Origin of the sequence: Microbacterium sp. K2 (genome assembly GCF_051365005.1) — a bacterium.
In the GTDB taxonomy this organism is placed as follows: Bacteria; Actinomycetota; Actinomycetes; order Actinomycetales; family Microbacteriaceae; genus Microbacterium; species Microbacterium foliorum_B.
The window spans coordinates 207,830-228,917 of record NZ_JBLWII010000006.1 but is presented as its reverse complement, the minus strand read 5'-3'; the positions used below and the strand labels follow the sequence as shown (position 1 = coordinate 228,917).

The 21,088-nt window shown below is 70.1% G+C and carries 14 protein-coding genes and 1 other RNA gene; 4 read left to right on the top strand and 11 right to left on the bottom strand.

All coding sequences use genetic code 11. The features are described 5' to 3' along the window. Window position 1: 1 nt before the first annotated feature. The 11 genes from ACLKOY_RS16155 to ffs all read right to left on the bottom strand — a co-directional run bounded on the left by ACLKOY_RS16155 (window position 2) and on the right by ffs (window position 13,508). Window positions 2–1,030, bottom strand: a complete 1,029-nt coding sequence (locus ACLKOY_RS16155) for a DMT family transporter (RefSeq protein WP_436454541.1) — start codon at window positions 1,028–1,030, stop codon at window positions 2–4. Continuing rightward, window positions 1,027–1,620, bottom strand: a complete 594-nt coding sequence (recR, locus tag ACLKOY_RS16150) for a recombination mediator RecR (protein WP_140037790.1) — start codon at window positions 1,618–1,620, stop codon at window positions 1,027–1,029. Before recR ends, ACLKOY_RS16155 begins: the two co-directional genes overlap by 4 nt. Further along, on the bottom strand, window positions 1,620–4,025 hold the full coding sequence (locus ACLKOY_RS16145; protein ID WP_436454540.1) for a DNA polymerase III subunit gamma and tau: 2,406 nt from the start codon (window positions 4,023–4,025) through the stop codon (window positions 1,620–1,622). The genes recR and ACLKOY_RS16145 overlap by 1 nt, the downstream gene beginning before the upstream one ends. Window positions 4,026–4,129: 104 nt before the next feature. Further along, on the bottom strand, window positions 4,130–5,209 hold the full coding sequence (locus ACLKOY_RS16140; RefSeq protein ID WP_436454539.1) for a DUF2207 family protein: 1,080 nt from the start codon (window positions 5,207–5,209) through the stop codon (window positions 4,130–4,132). 2 nt (window positions 5,210–5,211) lie between these two features. After that, complete coding sequence (locus ACLKOY_RS16135; protein ID WP_436454538.1) at window positions 5,212–7,716, bottom strand: glycoside hydrolase family 65 protein; 2,505 nt, start codon at window positions 7,714–7,716, stop codon at window positions 5,212–5,214. Continuing rightward, window positions 7,713–8,519, bottom strand: a complete 807-nt coding sequence (locus ACLKOY_RS16130; protein WP_436454537.1) for an HAD family hydrolase — start codon at window positions 8,517–8,519, stop codon at window positions 7,713–7,715. The genes ACLKOY_RS16135 and ACLKOY_RS16130 overlap by 4 nt, the downstream gene beginning before the upstream one ends. 105 nt (window positions 8,520–8,624) lie before the next feature. Then, window positions 8,625–9,845 (bottom strand): acetate/propionate family kinase, encoded by a 1,221-nt coding sequence (locus ACLKOY_RS16125; RefSeq protein ID WP_436454536.1) that lies wholly within the window; start codon window positions 9,843–9,845, stop codon window positions 8,625–8,627. After that, window positions 9,842–11,965 carry a phosphate acetyltransferase gene (pta, locus tag ACLKOY_RS16120; protein WP_436454535.1) on the bottom strand — a complete coding sequence of 708 codons (2,124 nt, stop codon included), beginning with the start codon at window positions 11,963–11,965 and terminating at the stop codon, window positions 9,842–9,844. Before pta ends, ACLKOY_RS16125 begins: the two co-directional genes overlap by 4 nt. Window positions 11,966–12,025: 60 nt before the next feature. Beyond that, window positions 12,026–12,754: a hypothetical protein gene (locus ACLKOY_RS16115; RefSeq protein ID WP_436454533.1), complete on the bottom strand. Its 729-nt coding sequence runs from the start codon at window positions 12,752–12,754 to the stop codon at window positions 12,026–12,028. Beyond that, on the bottom strand, window positions 12,751–13,368 hold the full coding sequence (locus tag ACLKOY_RS16110; protein WP_436454532.1) for a rhomboid family intramembrane serine protease: 618 nt from the start codon (window positions 13,366–13,368) through the stop codon (window positions 12,751–12,753). The genes ACLKOY_RS16115 and ACLKOY_RS16110 overlap by 4 nt, the downstream gene beginning before the upstream one ends. A 43-nt stretch (window positions 13,369–13,411) precedes the next feature. Continuing rightward, window positions 13,412–13,508, bottom strand: an RNA gene (ffs, locus tag ACLKOY_RS16105) — signal recognition particle sRNA small type. A 50-nt stretch (window positions 13,509–13,558) separates the two neighbouring features. Here ffs and ACLKOY_RS16100 point away from each other — a divergent pair. From ACLKOY_RS16100 to ACLKOY_RS16085, 4 genes are all read left to right on the top strand, one after another. Further along, complete coding sequence (locus ACLKOY_RS16100) at window positions 13,559–16,465, top strand: hypothetical protein (RefSeq protein WP_436454531.1); 2,907 nt, start codon at window positions 13,559–13,561, stop codon at window positions 16,463–16,465. 118 nt (window positions 16,466–16,583) lie between these two features. Continuing rightward, the gene (locus tag ACLKOY_RS16095) at window positions 16,584–17,573 is read left to right on the top strand and encodes an AAA family ATPase (RefSeq protein ID WP_140037799.1); all 990 of its coding nucleotides are present in this window, start codon (window positions 16,584–16,586) and stop codon (window positions 17,571–17,573) included. A 13-nt stretch (window positions 17,574–17,586) separates the two neighbouring features. After that, window positions 17,587–18,798, top strand: coding sequence for a DUF58 domain-containing protein (locus ACLKOY_RS16090; RefSeq protein ID WP_436454530.1), 1,212 nt, complete (start codon window positions 17,587–17,589; stop codon window positions 18,796–18,798). Then, on the top strand, window positions 18,785–21,043 hold the full coding sequence (locus ACLKOY_RS16085) for a transglutaminaseTgpA domain-containing protein (protein ID WP_436454529.1): 2,259 nt from the start codon (window positions 18,785–18,787) through the stop codon (window positions 21,041–21,043). Before ACLKOY_RS16090 ends, ACLKOY_RS16085 begins: the two co-directional genes overlap by 14 nt. Window positions 21,044–21,088 lie beyond the last annotated feature (45 nt).

The window sequence follows — 21,088 nt, the reverse complement described above, 5'->3', positions numbered from 1 at the left end:
TTCACTCCCTGGGATGTCGGGCGGATCCGCCCACCCTCATTCTACGATCGGCGCATATGCGCTTCTTCGCATGTGACGCTGTCGGGCGAGCCCAGGGAGCCGGCGGCAGGGGCGCGACAGCCAGGTCGGGGGTGGCGGGGGCCTGCGGGCGGAGGCGTCCGCCGGTGGCGGCGAACCAGCAGCCCACGATGATGAGCGGGAATCCGATGAGCAGCCCCGGTGTCAGGGGCTCGGCGAGCACGATCGCCCCGAGGATGATCGCCACGACCGGATTGACGTAGGTGAACAGCGGGGCACGAACAGGGCCGACCTCGCGGATGAGCGCGAAGAACGCCAGGAAGGCGACGGCGGTGCAGATGACGGCCAACGCCAGGAGCGCGAAGATCGAGGGAAGCGTCGGCACCTCGTGCTGCGTGAGCAGACCGATGGGCAGATAGATCACACCGATCATGAGCAGTGACAGCGTGATGGTGCCGAGCGAGGGGACGTCGTTGAGCTTGCGCGCCACGATGAAGGGCGCGATCGCATAGAGGACGGCCACCAGCAGCACCTCGCCGGCCGCGAGCAGACTGACCTCTCCGCCGAAGAGTCCGGGGCCGGCGACCACGATCGCGACGCCGATGAATCCCACGAGAAGGCCGATTCCGCGCGTCGGGCGCAGGACGCCCCGGTCCCCGCCGCTCAGGGCGATCAGGGCGGCGAACAGCGGCACCGTCGCGACGAGCAGACCGGTCATGCCCGAGGGCAGGGTCATCTCGGCGTGACCGAGAAGCAGGAACGGGCCGGCCATCTCGACGAGCCCGAAGGCGAGCACCCAGGGCCAGTGCTTCCACGCAGCTCTCAGCGCACCGCCTCGAAGCGCGAACGGCAGGAGCAGCAGTGCCGCGATGAGGGTGCGCCCTGCGACGATGGCGGGCGGCGAGAACGACTCGACCGCGATGCTGATGAACAGATAGGGCACGCCCCACAGCAGCGCCATGGCGCCGAACAGCAGCCAGCCGCGTCGCGTGAAGCCGCCCTGCGTGTTCACAGCACGCGACGGCCCTCGAACGCGCGCCCAAGGGTGACCTCGTCGGCGTATTCGAGGTCACCGCCGACCGGAAGTCCGGAGGCGAGGCGAGACACGGTGATCTGCATGGTGGTGAGCAGACGACTGAGATAGCTGGCCGTCGCCTCACCCTCGAGGTTGGGGTTCGTCGCGAGGATGACCTCCTGCACCGTGGCATCGGCGAGCCGAGTCATCAGCTGCGCGATGCGGAGGTCGTCGGGTCCGATGCCTGCGATCGGGCTGATCGCCCCGCCGAGCACGTGGTAGAGACCACGGAACTCGCGGGTGCGTTCGATCGCGGCGACGTCCTTCGCGTCTTCGACCACGCAGATGAGGGCAGGATTGCGTCTGGGGTCGCGGCAGATCGCGCAGCGGTCCTGCTCCGACACGTTGCCGCAGATCTCGCAGAAGCGCACCCGCACCCGCACCTCGACGAGCAGCTCGGCGAGCCGCGCGACGTCGAACGTCGGCGTCTGCAGGATGTGGAATGCGATGCGCTGCGCGGACTTGGGGCCGATTCCGGGGAGCCGACCGAACTCGTCGATCAGCTCCTGAACGATTCCGTCGTACATCAGGAGAACCTCGTCGGGGGCTCGTAGGGCTCTTCGCGAACGAACGTCGCGCCGAGCACCTGGCGGATCACGGCCTCGCCGTAGCGCTGGACTCCCCCGGCGGGGGTGCGCTCAGTGATCACCGGGGCTGCTGCGGCCGAAGCCACCTTGCGCACCGGGGCTGCCTGCACAGGCGTCGACCGCGCGGATGCGGAGGGAGACGCCGACTGCGCGCGGGCGGCCGTCGGTGCGGCCTGCGACGTCGGCGCAGGCTCGTAGGAGGGGTCGTGCGGCGGTTCGTCGTCGAAATAGGGCGGCTCGTCGTCGAGGGGATGCGGCGGTTCGTCTCCCTCGCCGGGCAGATCATCGCTCGGAGTCGAGCGCTCCGGCACCGGCGCGGCCGCAGAGGCTGCTGACGGGGCCGCCGGCGGGGTCGTCGCCGCGGCCGGCACCGGGGCGGGCGCCGGGACCGGCACCGCCACTTCGGATGCCGGAATCGACGCGACCGCCCATTCGGTCACCGGGGCTGAGGACGCACGGTTGTTCTGAGGCGGTGATGTCCGAGCGGCGGGCGTCTCAGCGTCCGGCGTCTGAGGACGAGGTGTCTGAGATCGCGGTGCCTGAGCGCTGGGTGAGCTCGCTGACGCAGGCTCCGATGCGGGCGCGTCGTCTGCCGGGCGCGCCGCTGCGGGCGAGGAGGGCTGGCGAGGAGCACCACCCGCCGGCATCGGTGCGGGCAGGTACTTGACCCGCACACCGAGTTCCTGCTCGATGGCTCCGCGCAGATGATCGGACGGGCCGGAACCCGGCGTCGTGCCCTTGAACTTCGCCACGTCGTGCTGGCTGGCGAAGCCGAGGGTCAGCACCTCTGTCTCGGTGACGAACGCGAGCGGCTGCACGGCGGTGGCCAGCAACCATGACGTGCGGCTGACGCTCTCGAGCCTCTTGAGCACGGCCGGCCAGGCGGCGGTGATCTGCTCGAACGCGACCGGGCCTGAGGGCACCGCGGTGTCGGCCACCGATTCGGCGGCGGGTGTGCTCGTCGTCGCAGCGCGCGACGCCACGGGCTCGGCATCCGCGTTCTCGGCCACAGGGGCCTCGGCCACGGCAGCAGTCGGCCGGGCGCCAGCCGACTCGGCCTCGACGGGATCGGTCGCGGCAGCGGGGGCTGCAGCCTCAGGGGCAGCAACCGCACCGGGCTGAGCAGCGGCAGCAGCAGCAGCAGCGGGCTGAGACGCACCAGCATTCGTCGCGCGTGCCGGCGCTGCCGAAGCGCTCTGCGCGGACGGGACGGCCGCGACCGCTGCCCCTCCCGAGGCGAGCACACGAGCGACCATCAGCTCGAGGTGCAGTCGGGGTGACGTCGCGCCCGACATGTCGTCGAGAGCGGCGCTGACGATGTCGGCCGTGCGCGACAGCCGCGCCGAACCGAACGAATCCGCCTGGGTGCGCATGCGAGCGAGCTCGTCGTCGGCGATGCCGCGGAGCACGGAGGATGCCCCTGCCCCGACGGCCGCGATCACGATGAGGTCACGCAGGCGTTCGAGCAGGTCGTCGACGAAACGACGGGGGTCCTGGCCGGTCTGCACCACGCGATCGATGGCGGGGAACGCCGCGGCCGCGTCGGCAGCGGCGAGCGCATCGACGATCTCGTCGAGCAGAGCCGCGTGGGTGTAGCCGAGGAGAGCGACAGCGCGCTCGTAGGCGACGGTCACGGTCTCGGAGCCCGCGGGCGAATCGGACCCGGCGATCAGCTGGTCGAGCAGCGACAGGGTGTCTCGCGGAGAGCCTCCTCCTGCCCGGACCACCAGGGGCAGCACACCGCGCTCGGCGACCACGCCCTCTTCGCCGCACAGCTTCTCGACGTACTCGAGCATCGCGGCCGGCGGCACCAGACGGAACGGGTAGTGGTGCGTGCGCGAGCGGATCGTGCCGAGCACCTTCTCGGGCTCGGTCGTCGCGAAGATGAACTTCACGTGCTCCGGCGGCTCTTCGACGAGCTTGAGGAGGGCGTTGAATCCCTGCGGCGTCACCATGTGCGCCTCGTCGAGGATGAAGATCTTGTAGCGGTCGCGGCTGGGAGCGAATGTCGCCCGCTCGCGCAGGTCGCGGGCGTCGTCGACGCCGTTGTGGCTGGCCGCATCGATCTCGACGACGTCGAGTGATCCGCCGCCGGCGCGCGACAGCTCGACGCAGCTCGGGCACGTGCCGCAGGGCACATCGGTCGGGCCCTCGGCGCAGTTGAGGCAGCGTGCGAGGATGCGCGCAGACGTCGTCTTTCCGCACCCACGGGGCCCGGAGAACAGATATGCGTGGCCGACGCGGTCGCCGCGGAGGGCGGTCATCAGCGGTTCGGTCACCTGGGACTGCCCGATCATCTCGCCGAACGACTCGGGGCGGTAGCGGCGGTAAAGGGCTGTGGTCACCAGAACAGCCTACGGCGTGCCACGGACGTTCTGGCAGCCGGGCGCCGACGATCGCGCGGGTGATCCCCGACGCGCCGCTCGGGCCGCCGAAGTGCGGTGAGGAATCACGACGACACGGCTTCGAAGACGCCGCCGACGACCTCGACGACCCCGCCCGTCGCGTCGACCAGATCTCCGACGGCGTTCACCAGATTCACGACGCCTCCGACCAGCTGGATCATGTCGATCACGGCCCCTGCCACCTCCATGGCGTCGCCTACCCCCTCGGCGACGCGCAGCTCGCGCGACTCGGTCTGCAGCACAGCCGTCCACGATCGTTCGAGGCCGAAGAGCACCGCATACGGCAGCAGCCGCTCGTTGAGCAGGAACCTCTCGAGTCGTGCGCTCGCGGCTTCAGGAGAGACGTCCGCCCTCAGGTCCGCTCCCCCGGCCGATTGCGAGAACCGCAGCGGCTCCGCCTCGGCGAGGGCGATGTATTCGCGCATCCCGGCGAGATGCTCGCGCATCGGCTGCGCGGCCGGGTGGAATCGGCGCCAGGGACTCGGTGCGACCACGATGGCGGCGACCGCGGCGACCAGACCGGCGATCAGCACCACGTAGAGCGCAGCACCCGGTTCGCCCACCGCCCAGGCGGCGATGAGCAGGAGGAGGCAGATCCCGGCCACCAGCACTGCGGCGACGCGGATCAGGAACGTGGCCCACCCCCGTCGCCCCCGGGCGATGAGCCCCGCGGATGCGAGTCGCTTCTCCGTCTCGTCGATGACGCCGCGAACTCGGCGGTGCAGCGCCCGAGCATCCGAGCTGAACCGTCGCACCCGCCCCGGGGTGTGATCCGGACCGAACAGCGCCTCGAGGACGCTGAGCTCCTCGGGCGTGAACGTCGCGCCCTCCACGATCTCCATGCCGACAGGCGCGCGCTTTCGCGACCCGCTGGACGGCACCGCGTCCGCATCGACGAGCAGCCGCACCTTGCGGCGCACGGCCAGATCGATCAGAGCGGCGGCGACCGCCTTCCGATCCGCGTTCAGCAGCAGCGCGTCGTACAGCACGGTCGCGCCTTCGGCGGGCGCGAACCGCGCCCCGGGAGACGCGACGCGCTGCACCGAGCGGGCACGCTCGACCACGGCGAGCACGAGCAGGAGCAGCGCGGGCGCGAGCCCGAACAGAGCTGCGGTGATCAGCACCCTCAGTCGATCGACTCGATGATGGGAATAGCGGTCGTGATCACCGGGACGGATGCCGACAGGCGCGTGCCGTCTTCGCGAAGGGCGTCCGCGAACTGCCGCAGCGACGGGCGCCCGGGGATCATCGGTCCCTGATCGGCGAGCGGAACGACGACCTCTTCCTCGGCCGAGGCGATGTATGCGACATCGCGCACGGTGAACGGCACCGGGTCTCCTGTGAGCACGCGGACGCGCAGCTCGCCCGTCGTGAGCGTGATCTGCAGCGCAGACCCCTGCCACTGCAACGGGTACGACAGCGACGGCCAGTCGGCAGGCAGCCGCGGGTCGAAGCTGAGCTCGCCGGCGTAATCGCGCATGCCGCCGAAGCCGCACACGAGAGCCGTCCACACGCCGCCGGCGGAGGCCACGTGCACACCGTCGGCCGCATTGTGGTGCAGGTCGTGGAGGTCGACGAACAGCGACTGCCGGAAGTACTGCAGAGCGAGATCCTGGTAGCCGACCTCGGCGGCGAGGATCGACTGCACGACCGCCGACAGCGTCGAGTCGCCGGTGGTCAGCGGGTCGTAGTAGTCGAAGTCCGCCTTCTTCTCCTCCGGCGTGAAGTGGTTGCCCTGCAGGAACAGCGCGAGCACGACATCCGCCTGCTTGAGCACCTGGAACCGGTAGATGACGAGGGGGTGGAAGTGCAGCAGCAGCGGCCGCTGCTCCTTCGGCGTGTGGGCGAGATCCCACACCTCGCGCTCGAGGAACAGCGAATCCTGCGGGTGGATGCCGAGGCTCTCGCTGAACGGGATGAACATCGCGTCGGCGGCGCGTTCCCATCCCTCCGCCTCGCCCTCCGCGAGGCCGGTGCGCTCGACGACCCTGGCGAACTCCTCGCCGTTGGCCTCCTGCGCCTCTCGCACGACCCTCGCCGCGTAGCGCAGGTTGTAGCGCGCCATGACGTTCGTGTACAGGTTGTCGTTCACGACCGTCGTGTACTCGTCGGGTCCTGTCACACCGTGGATGTGGAAGGTCTCGATGCCGTCGTCGTCCTTCGTGTCGGCGACGAGCCGCGAGGTGCGCCAGAAGCCGAGCGTGGCCCACAGGCGAGCCGTCTCGATCGCGATGTCGATGCCCTCCCGTCGCAGGAAGTCGTCGTCACCGGTGGCGCGCACGTACTTGCCGAGCGCGAAGCTGACGTCGGCGTTGATGTGGTACTGAGCGGTGCCGGCCGCGTAGTAGGCCGACGCCTCTTCGCCGTTGATCGTGCGCCAGGGGAACAGCGCGCCCGCCTCGTTGAGCTGCGCGGCCCTGCGGCGGGCCGCCGGAAGCATGAGCACTCGTGCCCGTAGCGCGTTGCGCGCCCACTGCGGCGACGTGTACGTGAGGAACGGGAGCACATAGATCTCGGTGTCCCAGAAGTAGTGGCCGCTGTACCCGGACCCCGAGACGCCCTTCGCGGGCACGCCGGTTCCGTCGGCGCGCGCCGAGGCCTGAGCGAGCTGCAGGAGGCACCAGCGGGTCGCCTGCTGGATGTCTTCATGCCCGCCGATCTGCACGTCGCTGCGGCCCCAGAAGGCGGCGAGCCACTCGGCCTGCCGGTCGAACTGCGCCTGGACGCCCTCGAACGCGACGCGGTCGAGGGAGCGACGGCAGCGGTCGACGAGCTCGCGGGCCGGCACGCCTCGGGACGTGTGGTAGCTGACGAGCTTGGTGACCGTGATGGGCACTCCGGCCTTCGCCTGCACACGGAACACGTTCTTCGAGATGTCGGCCTCGATCAGCGTGCGCGACGTGTAGTCGTTCTCGGTCTCGATGATGTGATCCGCGACGACGGCGACCGTCATGCCGGAGTCCGCGACGCTGTACGACAGCGCCGAGCGCAATCCGTCCTGCCAGTACTCCCCGGGCTCGAGCACGCGCTCGGCGATCTTCTCGGCCTTGCGCGGATCGAATCCGCCCTTCGCCTGGTTGGGTGTGCCCGCGTAGACCCCGGCACCGTCCTGGCGGTTGATCATCTGGCAGCTGACGGTGACGGGGGCGTCGGCGTTCTCGACGACGACCTCGAGACGGAGCACGGCGAGGTGACGCTCCTCGAAGCTGACGATGCGCTCGTCACGCATGCGCACGCGCTTGCCCGACGGCGTCTCCCACACCACGGTGCGCTCGAGCACGCCGGTGCGCATGTCGAGAGTGCGACGGTACTCGCGCACATCGGCCTCGTCGAACGAGATCGGCTCGTCGTCGACATACACCCGCATGACCTTCGCATCGGGTGCGTTGACGATCGTCTGCCCGACCTCGGCGAAGCCGTAGGCCTGCTCGGCGTGCCGGATCGGCCACGTCTCGTGCAGACCGTTGATGAAGGTGCCGTGCTCATGGGCACCTCGGCCCTCGATGTGGTTGCCCCTGAGTCCGAGGTAGCCGTTGCCGACGGCGAACAGCGTCTCGGCCACTCCGTCTTCGGAGTATCGCGTCTCGATGAGTCGCCAGGGGTCTACGGGGAAGCGGTCGCGGTCGATCATGCGGTGTCCTCGTCGTGTGAGCGGGTGGCCTGAGCGGCGGATTCTGAATCGGGGTCGGCGACCTGGTCGGCCGCCGCGTCGACGAACACGTCGAGATCGCTGACGACGACGGTCGCGCCGGCGGCGCGCAGCGCATCGGCTCCGGTGCCGCGATCGACGCCGACGACGATCGCGAACCCCGCGGCGGCCGCGGAGGCCGCGCCCGAGGTCGCATCCTCGACGGCGATGCTGCGAGCGGGATCGACGCCCAGCGCGACTGCGCCGGCGCGGAACATGTCGGCGGCGGGCTTCGAGGCGAGGTTGTCGCGTTCGGCGACGACGCCGTCGACCACGACGCGGAAGAACGAGCGGAGGCCGGCGGCGGCGAGCACCTCTTCGGCGTTCTTGGAGCTCGAGACGACGCCGATCGGGATGCCGGCGGCCGACAGCTTCTCGACGAGCGCGAGCGATCCGGGGAACGGGGCGATGCCCTCGCCCCGCAGGGACTCGGCGAATGCGGCGTTCTTGCGATTGCCGATGCCGCAGATGGTCTCGGCCTCGGGCGGGTCGTCGACCGCTCCCCACGGGATCTCGACATTGCGGCTGCGCAGCAGGCTCGCCACGCCGTCGTAGCGCTTCTTGCCGTCGACGTAGTCGAAGTAGTCGGCATCCGAGTACGGAGGCGTGATGCCCCAGCGTGCGAACACGTCGTCGAACACGACCTTCCAGGCGCGCATGTGCACCTCGGCGGTCGGCGTGAGCACCCCGTCGAGGTCGAACAGGACGCCTTCGGCGCGGAGCGGATCGGGCAGGGCTTCGGGCACAGGAGCCTCCAGGAGAAGGACGAGGGGTATTGCCGGCACCTCTCCGTGCCACTGTGCAAGCGTAGTGGCGCCCGGCGCCGGGCGGTAACCCCCGAGGCGTGTCGATCAGAGCATTCGAGAGGTCTGTCTGGCGATCTCGAGCTCTTCGTTCGTGGGCACCACGAGCACGGCGACCTTCGACTCGTCGCTGGAGATCCGCCGGATGCCGCGCTGCCGCGCCGCGTTGCGCACCTGATCGATCTCGACCCCTGCGAATCCGAGCGTCGCCATCGCCTCGGCGCGCACGGCAGCCGCGTTCTCGCCGACCCCCGCGGTGAAGGAGATCACGTCGACTCCGCCGAGCTGGGCGATGTACGAACCCGCGTAGGCGCGCAGCCGGTGGATGTAGACGTCGAAGGCGAGCGTGGCAGCCGCGTCTCCGACATCCCTGCCGGCGAGGATGTCGCGCATGTCGCTGTGCCCGGCGAGTCCCTTCAGGCCGCTGCGCGAGTTGAGGAGCGCGTCGAGATCGTCGATCGAGTATCCGGCTCTCCGCGACAGATGCACCAGCGCCGCGGGGTCGAGATCGCCCGAACGGGTTCCCATCACAAGGCCCTCGAGCGGCGTCAGCCCCATCGACGTCTCGACCGATCGGCCGCCGTCGATCGCGGTCACCGATGCCCCGTTGCCCAGGTGGAAGACGATCTGCCGCAGTGTGCTGAGGTCGCGGTCGAGGAACGCGGCCGCCGACTCGCTCACGAACTGGTGGCTCGTGCCGTGGAACCCGTACCGGCGCACCCGATGCTCGGCGGCGAGCGCGGCGTCGATCGCGTAGGTGTAGGCGGCCGGCGGCAGGGTCTGATGGAAGGCTGTGTCGAACACCGCGACGTGCGGGACGTCGGAGAACACCGCCTTCGCCGCCACGATGCCGGCGAGGTTCGCAGGGTTGTGCAGTGGGGCGAGCACCGAGAGCTCCTCGATCTGGTCCTCGACGTTCTGAGTGACGAGGGTCGGCGCATAGAACCTCGCCCCGCCGTGCACGACACGGTGCCCGACCGCGACCGGAGGATGCTCGTCGAGCAGCGGACCGTGCTCGGCGAACTGCTCGAGCATCACCGTGAACGCCGCACCGTGATCGGCGACGGGGCGCTCGGACTCGTACGAGGCGTCGAGCATCGCCACGACGGCATCCGCGGTGGTGTCCGGATGGACCGTATGACGGATCGCACTGAGATCCTGCCCGATGCGCTCGATGAGGCCCGCCGCGAGCTCGTTCTCGTTCTCGATGTCGATCAGGCTGTACTTGAGCGACGACGACCCGCTGTTGATGACGAGGATGGCGCTCATGCGGTCGTTCCTTCGGACTGTGCCTGGATGGCCGTGATCGCCACGGTGTTGACGATGTCGTCGACCAGCGCGCCGCGCGACAGATCGTTGATCGGCTTGTTGAGTCCCTGCAGCACGGGTCCGATCGCGACGGCTCCGGCCGATCGCTGCACGGCCTTGTAGGTGTTGTTGCCGGTGTTGAGGTCGGGGAACACGAAGACGGTCGCGCGCCCCGCCACCGCGGAGTCGGGGAGCTTCGCCTTCGCCACCGCGGCGTCGGCGGCGGCGTCGTACTGGATCGGCCCCTCGACCAGCAGCTCCGGTGCGCGCTCGTGCACGAGCGCGGTGGCGGCGCGGACCTTGTCGACATCGGCCCCCGACCCGGATTCGCCGGTCGAGTACGAGAGCATCGCGATGCGGGGCTCGATGCCGAACTGCTGCGCGGTGGCCGCCGACGAGATCGCGATGTCGGCCAGCTGCTCGCTGGTCGGATCGGGGATCACGGCGCAGTCGCCGTAGACGAGCACACGATCGGCGAGCGCCATCAGGAAGACGCTCGAGACGACGTTGACCCCCGGTTTCGTCTTGATGATCTCGAACGACGGGCGGATCGTGTGCGCAGTCGTGTGGGCGGCGCCCGAGACCATGCCGTCAGCGAGCCCGAGGTGCACCATCATCGTGCCGAAGTACGAGACGTCGGTGACGGTGTCGGCCGCCTGGGCCAGCGTGATGCCCTTGTGCGCACGCAGTCGCGCATACTCCGTCGCGAAGCGCTCGACCATCTCAGGATCGGTCGGGCTGATCACCTGCGCAGCCGAGATGTCGACCCCCAGCTCGACCGCGCGGGCCCGGATCGCCGACTCGTCACCGAGGATCGTGAGGTCGGCGACCTCGCGCGCCAGCAGGGTGGCGGCCGCACGGAGGATGCGATCGTCATCGCCCTCCGGCAGCACGATGCGGCGACGGTCGGAGCGTGCGCGCTCGATGAGTCCGTACTCGAACATCAGCGGAGTCACGACGCGCGACTCGGCGAGCCCCAGCTGTGTGGTGAGCTCGGCGATGTCGACGTGTGTCTGGAAGAGCCCCAACGCGCGGTCGTAGCGGCCGCGGGACTCGGGAGAGATGCGACCCCGCGCTCCCATCACCCGCACCGCGGTGTCGTAGGTGCCCAGGTCGGTCGCGATGATGGGCACGGTCGAGGTGAAGCCGTCGAGCAGCTGCACGATCGGCTCCGGCAGCGGGAAGGGGCCGTTGAGGATGATGCCGGCGACCCGCGGGAAGGTGCCGGAGGCATCGGCGAGCAGCGTCGCCAGCAGCACCTCGGTGCGGTCGGCGGGGATCACCACGACCGACTCCTCCGTGAGCCGAGGGAGCACGTTCACCATCGACATGCCCGCGACCACGATCGTCAGTGCCTCGCGACCGAGACGATCAGGGTCGCCCTTGATGAGACGGCCGTCGACGGCGGCGAGGATGCCGTTGATCGACGGCGCCACCAGGGTGCGGTCCTCGGGGATGGCCCACACCGGCGTGGTCTTCTGCGGACGCACCGCCGAGACGGCGGCCTCGATGTCGGCGAGTGCGTCGGGGTCGGCGCGATTGACGACGACGGCGAACAGCTCTGCGCGCTCGACCTCGAGTTCGGAGAGCGCGAGAGCGCCGATCTGTCCGACCGCGGCGGGAGTGCGCGCCGTGGTCGTGCCCAGCTGCTCTGCCTGACGCTGCTGATCACGACCGCTGAGCACGAGCAGCACGGGTGCCGCGAGATTCGCGGCGATCCGAGCGTTGTATCCGAGCTCCGCCGGGCTGGCGACATCGGTGTAGTCGCTGCCGATGATGACCACGGCGTCGCACTGGGCCTCGACGGCTTTGAATCGGGCGACGATCGTCGAGAGCGCCCGGTCCGGATCGTCGCGCACGTCGTCGTAGGTCACGCCGATGCAGTCGTCGTAGTCGAGGTGCACGCCGTCGTGTGCGAGCAGCAGCTCGAGCACGTCGTCGCGCTCGGTGACCGACCGCGCTATCGGGCGGTAGACGCCGACCCGGGGCGTGACGCGCATGAGCGCATCGAGCACGCCGAGGGCGATGGTCGACTTACCGGTATGGCCTTCGGCCGAGGTGATGTAGATGCTCTGCGCCACAGCTCCACCCTAGGTGCACGACCTCATGATCTCGCTGGGTTGACAGCCGTGCGAAATCGCTCAGCAGGGCCTGGAGAGAGCGTCGACCACGGCCGTGGCATCCGCCGCGTAGCGCGTGTAGTACGTGGGGTCGAGGTTGATCTGCACCCGGTGGATCGCGAGCGACTGGTCGATCGACTGCCAGTCGTGCACTCTTGCGAGACGCTCGTAGAACAGCGTCGCGGCGGTCGCCGGGTCCATGCGCTGCTCGGCCGACCCCCACCAGTGCTGCTGCTGGAAGAGCCCGATGCTCGTCGTCCGGCTGCCGTCCGGGTTGGTGAACCCGCTCGTCTCCCAGTCCCCGTAGTCGATGTTGTTCAGGCTGCTCTCGCCCATCGCCGTCATCACCCCGAGGATCTGGCCGTCGCGGCCGAAGCCGAGCGCGGTCGCCGTCTGCATGATGGTCGCCGCGTTCTCGAGCTGCTCGCCCTGCCAGCCCTCGACGCCGGACTCGGGGAACGTGGTCGGATCGGTGATGCAGATCGCCAGCGGCTTCTCGTGAGCGAGCCCCAGCGGGATCAGCACCGCGGCGAGCGCGACGACGATCACGGCTGCGGCCGACAGCGCGATGCGACGCAGCAGCTTCGCGCGCTGAATCCGCCGCTGCGCTCGTCGACGCGGCGACGCACGACGCGTGCGCGACCGCTGACGGGTCGGCGGCTTCCTGCTCGCCGTCTTCTTTCCTGCGGTCTTTCTGGCTGCCGGCTTCTTTCGAGTCGCGGCGCTTCGGGTGCTCCGGGTCGTGCTCATGCGTCCCGGCTCTTGGTGCGGCCTCTGCCGATGAATGCGGCGAGCCCGCCGCCGATCGCGCCGAACAGATGCGCCTGCCACGAGATGCCCTCGCGCACGCCGACGACGCCGGCGAGCATCGAACCGCCGTAGAGGCCGATCACGATGAGCGCGACGATCGCATAGAGCACGCGGTGTGCGACCCTCCCCGGCGCGAAGACCCGCATGACGGTGTATCCGAAGTATCCGAAGACGAGGCCTGACGCCCCGACCGTCAACGCCCCGGGTGCGTTCACGAGCCATGTGCCGAGTCCGCCGATCACGGCGGCGAACGCGGTGACGGCCCAGAACCTGCGCGCGCCCTCGACTGCGACGAGGCAGCCGAGCACGAGAAGAGGCACGGTGTTGCCGATCAGGTGCGCCCAATCCGCATGCAGAAGAGGACCGACGACGATGCCGCCGAGGCCCGAGAGATCCCACGAGCGGAGCCCGAAGCCGGTGAAGGAGCCGGGGAGGACCGCATCGACGAGCTGCACGGCCCACATCAGGGCGACCAGAAGGAGAGGCGCTGCGAAACGGCCGAGAGCACTGGATCGCGGGGAATCGGCGGTGCTGATCACATCTGGCCTTGTCACGTCACGATCCTGTCAGGACTGACCCGGAGGACGCTGACAAAAAGAAAGTGACTCTCCGCGCACCCAGCAGAGCCCGGTTACCCTTGCTGCGTTTCCGCCCTGGGGGAATTGGCCTGGATGCCGCCACGCGGAGAGCCGTCGACAAGTCTAGCCGATGTCTGCACCCGCTCTTTGACAGACTGGGCAGGTCATGGATCCCGTCACCGCCGCTCCCCTGTCGACGTGGCGTTTTGCGGGCATACTGCGCACCTACCAGGCCGAGGTGCTCGAGCGTCTCGCACCGGGAGCAGCGGGTCCGCTGCACATCCTCGCCCCGCCGGGTTCCGGTAAGACCCTGCTCGGCCTGCTGCTCGCCGCACGCGAGAGCCATCGCACCCTCGTGCTGTCGCCGACGGTGACGATCCGTCAGCAGTGGGTGCGCACCGCGGAGGAACTGGCGCCGGGGGCCGCGGCCGTCTCGGACGACTCCGCGAGGATCGGCGATCTCACGGCGCTGACCTATCAGCTGCTCAGCGTCACCGGAGACGGCTCGCCCTTCGACGACCTCGCCCGCTCTGTGTGGGTGGAGGAGCTCACGGCAGGCGGGCGCGCGGAGGCGGACGCGGCGACGTGGCTCGCCGAACTCGCGATCGACAACCCGGGGAGGTATCGCGCCGGCATCCGCACCCGCTCCCGCCGCCTGCGCTCGCACTTCGCCAGGCGACGGCCCGCCGAACTCGCCCGCGTGCTGCATCCCAACGCCGTCGCCCTGATCGATCGACTCGTGGCCGCGGGGGTGCGCACGGTCGTGCTCGACGAATGCCACCATCTGCTCGACCACTGGGCCCTCGTGGTCGCGTACCTCGCCGGTCGCATCCGCGAGAGCGGCGTCGAGCCCCTGCTGATCGGCCTGACCGCGACCCTTCCGTCGCCCGACGACGAGACGGAGTTCGAGAACTACAGCCAGCTGCTCGGCGAGGTCGACTACGAGGTGCCCACCCCCGCCGTGGTGAAGGAGGGGCACCTGGCCCCCTACCGCGACCACGTGATGTTCACGGAACCCACGCCCGCGGAGGCCGGATTCATCCGTCGACACGAGGCCCTGCTCCACGACATGATCACCCGGGTGCTGTCGACGCCCGACGCGGTGTCGTACCTCGAGCAGCAGCTGCAACCCGCAGACGCCTCTGATGACGACGACGGGGCCCTGCTCACCCGCCTCGACCGCGCGTTCTCGGCAGACTTCGCTCTCACGCGCTCCTGCGCTGTCGTGCTGCGCGAGGTCGCACCGCGGCATCCGCTCATCGACGCGATCCCGCCGGTGCTGCTCGAGCGCTGCATCACCGATGACCTGCTCACGGTGCTCTCGCGCTTCGCTCAGGCACGGCTGCTGTCCGACCCCGCTGCCGAACGACAGTGGGAGTACGTGCGCCGCTCTCTCGCCGACTTCGGGTACGCCCTCACCGACCGCGGCATCCGTCGAGGCCGCAACCCGGTCGAGAGCACTCTGGCATTCTCGGCCGCGAAGGACCATGCCGCCGTCGAGATCCTCCGCCGAGAACTCGACGGCCCCGACGGCGACCGCATCCGCGCCGTCGTCGTCACCGATTTCGTCGAGCACGGCAACAACCGCGGCCTGGCCGGAGACGCACCGGCAGGGGCGCTGCGTACGTTCGACCTGCTCTCGGTCGACGACGTCACCGCAGGGCTGCGGCCCGTGCTGCTCACCGCCCAGCACCTGCGCGTCCGCGCCGAGGATGCGGTCGACCTCGCCGACGCGCTGGCCGAGCTGCTCGGCGAGCCCGTCGACGTCGCAGAGGGCACCGGCCCCGCGCGCGATCTCGAGGTGCGGGGCGTCGGAAGCGGACGTATCGTCGGCGCGGTGTCGGAGCTGATCCGCCGCGGCGACGTGCGGCTGCTGGTCGGCACCCGCGGGCTTCTCGGCGAAGGCTGGGACTGCCCGGCGGTCAACACCCTCATCGACCTCACGACCGTGGCGACGTCCTCAGGAACACAGCAGTTGCGGGGCCGCACGCTGCGCCTGGACCCTGACTGGCCCGAGAAGGTCGCGCACAACTGGTCGGTCGTCTGCCTGATCCCCTCGGATGTCGACCTCGACGACTCGTCCGAGCCGGGTCGACTGCGCCGGCGGCATTCGCATCTGTGGGGCCTGAGCGCCGACGGCGACGGTCGGATCGTGAGCGGGCTCGGCCACGCACTCCCCACTGCGGCCTTCGACGCGTGGGAACGCGTGCTCGACAAGGACGCGTCGACCTCGATCGGCGATCTCGACGCGCTGCTGCGCGAACGCTGGCCGACCCGCAGCAGCACCAGGACCGAGTGGCGGATCGGCGACCGCTACGAGCCGCGCGAACGCCAGGTCGTGGCGGTGCGCCGCACGTCGCGCGCACCTCTGCTGCGCACTGCGCAGGCAGCCGGCGCCGGGGCTGTCGGAGCGTTCGTCGCCGGAACGGTCGGAGTGGGCGGGCTCGTCGGCGTGCTGATCGCATCGGGGGCCGATGTCGCCCCGCTGCTCTGGACCGCGCTCGCGCTCGGGGGTGGCACCGTCGCTGCCACCGTCTCAGCGCTGCGGATGCTCGCCCGGCTGCTGCGCGACCGTCGGCGGCCGGCCGAGATCTACCGGGCGGCGGCGATCGCCGTCGCCCGCACCCTGCACGATGCGGAGCGGATCGGACGCGTCGACGAGTCCGCGATCGTGGCGCGACCGGACGCCGCGGATCCGACCCGCATCCGCATCGAGCTGGGAGGATCGGCCCCCGACGCGCGCGTGATCGCGGATGCCGTCGAAGAACTCTTCGCGCCGGTGCGCACTCCGCGCTTCCTGCTGCGCATCGACTCGGCCGGCCTGCCACGACTGCGTCCGCTCGAACGTCTCGCCGATCGGCTCTCCCCCGGACGCACCCTGCTCGCGGTGCCTCGGCTGATCGCCCGCCGTCGGGGCGACGCCGAGCGCTTCCGCGAGCACTGGCAGGCGCTGATCGGCACCTGCACGCTGCACGAACTCGCCGGGATGCAGGTACTCGCGCTGCTGCGGGTCGCTCGCAGCGCCGATGACAGACTCGACGCCGCAGAGCCCCGCGCGCGCGTCTGGGGCTGACGTCCGCGCCGCGGACGGCACCGTGCCGCGGAACCGGAGGACGGTTCCCACCCCATCCGTAGACAGCCGGGTTACGATCAGATCACGCGCACCGCAGCGCCCACGCGAGAGGGAACGCATGCCAGAGAATCCGCCCCTGACCCCGGCCGTCGTCAATGCCGAGCAGTTCGCCGCGCAGACGTCGGCCATCGTCGAGTCTGTCGGACGGGTGATCGACGGAAAGCCGGATGCCGTGCGGAGCGCGCTGGTGTGCCTGCTCGCCGAGGGACACCTGCTGATCGAGGACGTACCGGGCGTGGGAAAGACGGTGCTGGCACGTGCGCTGGCCGCGAGCGTGGACGCCACGGTCCGCCGCATCCAGTTCACCCCCGATCTCCTTCCCGGCGATGTGACGGGTGTGAGCGTATACAACCCCGTCGATCGGGAGTTCGAGTTCAAGCGCGGCGCGGTGTTCGCGCACATCGTGATCGCCGACGAGATCAACCGATCGTCGCCCAAGACGCAGTCGGCACTGCTCGAAGCCATGGAAGAGGGGCAGGTGACCGTCGACGGATCGACGCACATGCTCCCCGACCCGTTCCTGGTCGTGGCGACCCAGAACCCTCTCGAGATGGAGGGCACCTACGCGCTGCCCGAAGCACAGCGCGACCGCTTCATGATGCGCATCTCGATGGGCTACCCCGACGCGGCCGCCGAAGCCCTCATGCTCCGTCAGCGCGACACCGTGAACCCGCTCGCCGCGGTGAGAGCCGTCGCGAACGCGGCGTCGATCTCGGGGTTGATCGCCTGGGCCCGTTCCGTGCACGTCGCCCCGGCTCTCGAGGAGTACACGGTCGCTCTCGCCCAGGCGACCCGCGCAGACCCCAACCTGCACCTGGGTGCGAGTCCGAGGGCGACTCTGCAGCTGATCCGGGCCGCGAAGGTGTGGGCGGCGCTCGACGGACGCGACTTCGTGATCCCCGACGACGTGACGGCACTGATCATCCCTGTGCTCGCGCACCGCCTCCTTCCCGCCCGCGGAGCGCACCGTGCCGGAGCTCAGCCCGTCGAGGCGGCCCTGCGACAGATCGTCGAGCGCGTGCGGGTGCCCGTGACCGCTCGCTCCTGATCCTTCGCTCGCCATGCCCCACCGTCGAACCCTCACCCTTCGGGGCACGGGTGCGCTCCTCTCCGGTCTCGGCTGCCTGATAGCGGCGAACATGGTCGGCGCGCCGATCCTCCTCTACATCGGCGTCCTCCTTCTCGCTCTGACCGTCTTCTCGGTGCTGGTCGTGCGACTGCCCCGCCGCGCCGGTTCGGTCACGCGTCAGGTCTCGACCGACCTGCTGACGGTGTCGGAGACGTCTCGCGTCACACTGCGCTTCACTCTGCGCGCCCTGCGGGTGCCGCGAGGGCTCTGGCGCGATGTGCTCCCGTCTGCGGTCACCGGCGACTCGGCCGGCGAGTACCCGTCGGAGACCGGGCAGCTGAGTTACCTGATCACCGGTGTGCGACGCGGTGTCTGGCCGATCGGGCCGCTGGTGCTGCGCACGGTCGACCCCTTCGGCCTCGCCCAGCGCGAGCAGGCGTTCGGTGAGACCCGCTCCGTGACGGTCGTGCCCGAGGTGTTCACACTCGCACCGCTGACCGTCAAGGTCGGCGCCGCAGGCGGCACCGCGCACACCTCGTCGAGCCGACTCGGACAGGGCAGCGACAACCTGTCGCCGCGCCGCTACATCCCCGGCGACTCGATGCGTCGCATCCACTGGCGGGCGACCGCGCATCGCGGGCAGCTGATGGTGCGCCAGGAAGAAGAGGAGTCGAGCCCCGACGCGCTCGTGATCCTCGACCGCAGCGCCGCACGCTGGGCACGCCCCGGAGCCGACGAGGATCCGGCCTTCGAGACCGCCGTGTCGATGTGCGCCTCCGTCGCCGTGCACCTCGTGCAGGAGGGATACGGCGTCGACGTGATCGACAGCAGCGGAGCTCTGCTGGGCACCCTGCGCGGTCACGAAGACGACCGCGACGGTCTGCTCGTCGCCCTCGCACTGGTCGGCCCTCGCGGCGATGCCCGCGACATCACGACCCTGGTCGGCGGCACCCCTCCGGGCCCGCTCGTCTACATCACCGGCGAGATCGACGAAGAGGATGCCGCTCTGCTGCGTCCCTCGGGCGCTGCGGCCCCGATGCTGTTCGCGACCGCGCCGCACCGCGGGGCCGCAGCGGCAGCCGAACGGCACGGCTGGCGCTTCGCGCGACTGGGCGACGATGTCGCAGAGGCGTGGGAGGACGTGCTGCCCGACCGCATCGGCGGCACCGCCGAGCAACGGGGAGCGACCGATGTCACGAGCTGAGCGGAAGGCCGAGCGCGGATCCCGCCTGTCTTGGCACCGTGAGCACGAGCTGCCCGTCGGCACGGTCGTGCCGTCGGTGCTGGCCGCGGCCGCCGGGCTCGTCGCGGTGTGGCCGTTCACGTCGGTCATCGAACCGGGCAGCTGGTCGTTCGCCGTTCTTGCGGTGATCGTCGTCACCGCGCTCGCAGGTATGGCATCGCGCACTCTGATGCGCGGTCGTGCGGCCTGGGCGCGCGACCTCGTCACCATCGCCGTCCAGATCCTGGCGGTGATGGGCGCCGTGATCCTGCTCGTGGCCGGCGACACCGCGGTGTTCGGCCTCATCCCCACCGAGGCGACCTTCTTCACGTTCCAGGCGCTCGGAGCTTCGGCCTGGGAGGAGATAGCCTTCGGCTCTGCGCCGCTCGCCGCGTCCCCCGGACTCGAAGCCGTGATGGGCGTCGGCTTCGGGGTCGTCGCCATCCTGCTCGACCAGCTGGTCGCGCAGCGCGGAGCGATCCTCGCCAGCCTGCTCACGGCGGTCGTGGGGTCCATGCCGATGATCATCACCCTCGGCGGGGTCAACGTCGTCTGGTTCGTGATGCTCGGCATCCTGATCCTCGTCCTGCTGCGGTATACGGCGGCACAGAACCCTGAATCACCCCGACGCACGTCCACGGCGGTCGCCGCGGGCGTCGGCGTCGCTGCGCTGGCGGCGACCGTGATCATCGCACCGGCCCTGCCCGTCTCGGCGAGTCTCGCGGGCACAGGCACGGGCGTCACGGTCGACGCGTCGCTGCGGCTCGGCGATGACCTGCGGCAGCCGAACCCCGTCGAGGTGCTCACACTGGCGACGACGGCGGACACGGCTCCCTACCTGCGGCTCACGACGCTGTCGGCGTTCGACGGCCGAGTCTGGGAGCCGGATCGCGGCGACCTGCAGGCGCAGAGCGAGGGATTCGGCCCCGCCGAGTGGACAGACGACATCGAGACCACCGACCAGAACACCTCCATCAGGGTGATCCGGATGTCGAGCTCGTGGCTTCCGGTGCCCTACCCCGCCACGAGCGTGCAGGGACTCCCCTCGACCTGGCGCGTGAGTCCCGAGAACCGCACTCTCGCATCTCGCACTGCCGATGCCGTCGGCAACGACTACACGGTGCGGTCGCTCGAGGTGTCGCCGACTCTCGAGCAGATCCGCGGGCTCCCCGCCGCTGCGCCGATCGTCGATCCCGACACGGAACCCGTCGAACTGCCTGAGGTGATCGGTGAGACGGCCGCCGACGTCACCGCTGACGCCACGAACGACTACGACCGGCTCATCGCGCTGCAGTCGTGGTTCCGGAGTCAGTTCGCCTACTCGCTGGAGACCCCGGTCGATGAGGGCTTCGACGGCACCGGCGCTGACGCGGTCGCGCGGTTCCTCGATGTGCGGTCGGGATACTGCATCCACTTCGCCGGCGCTTTCGCGCTCATGGCGGAGAGCCTCGACATGGAGGTGCGCATCGTCGTCGGCTATCTCCCGGGTGCGCTGACCGAGACCACCCGCGGCGACGATGAAGCGGTGTACTCGGTCTCCAGCGACCAGCTGCACTCGTGGCCCGAGGTGCTCTTCCCCGGCGTCGGATGGGTACCCTTCGAGCCGACTGCCTCGCTCGGGGTTCCGACGGCCTTCAGCGCTGCGGCGACCGAAGGCGGCGGTGCGGGCGGCGCTGCGACGCCGGCTCCAACGGCCGCCCCCAGCACCGAGCAGACCTCGGGGCCGGAGCTCGAGCGCGAAGACGCGGGCGACAACGCCGGGGCGGCCACAGAGCTCCGGCGATTGGACCCCACCCCTGTCGTGCTGACGACGCTCGGCGTGCTGGTGGTGCTGCTGCTGCCCGCACTCGCCCGTCTCGCACTGCGCGTGGCCCGACGCGGGCGCGCACGACGCGGCGACGCGGGGGCGGCCTGGACCGAGCTGCGGGCGACCATGCAGGATCTCCGCGTGCCGTTGTCGGATGCCGAGACGCCGCGCATGCGCGGCGACGATCTCGTCAAAGACAGCCACGCGGATGCCGAGGCCGTGCGGGTGCTCGTCGCCGCGGTCGAGCAGGCCAGCTATGCCCGCCCCTCGGCCGGTGCCACGCGAGATCTCGACGCCGCCCTCGTCGAGGTGACGGCTCAGCTGCGCCGCAGCGTCGACAGATGGACGAGGCTGCGCGCGTTCCTGATTCCGCGATCGCTCTTCGCGAGCCGACGCACCGACGTGCTGCTGCTCACCTGAGATCGTCTCGTCCCCGCACGTCGCGCCCTTGGCCTTGGCGGACGC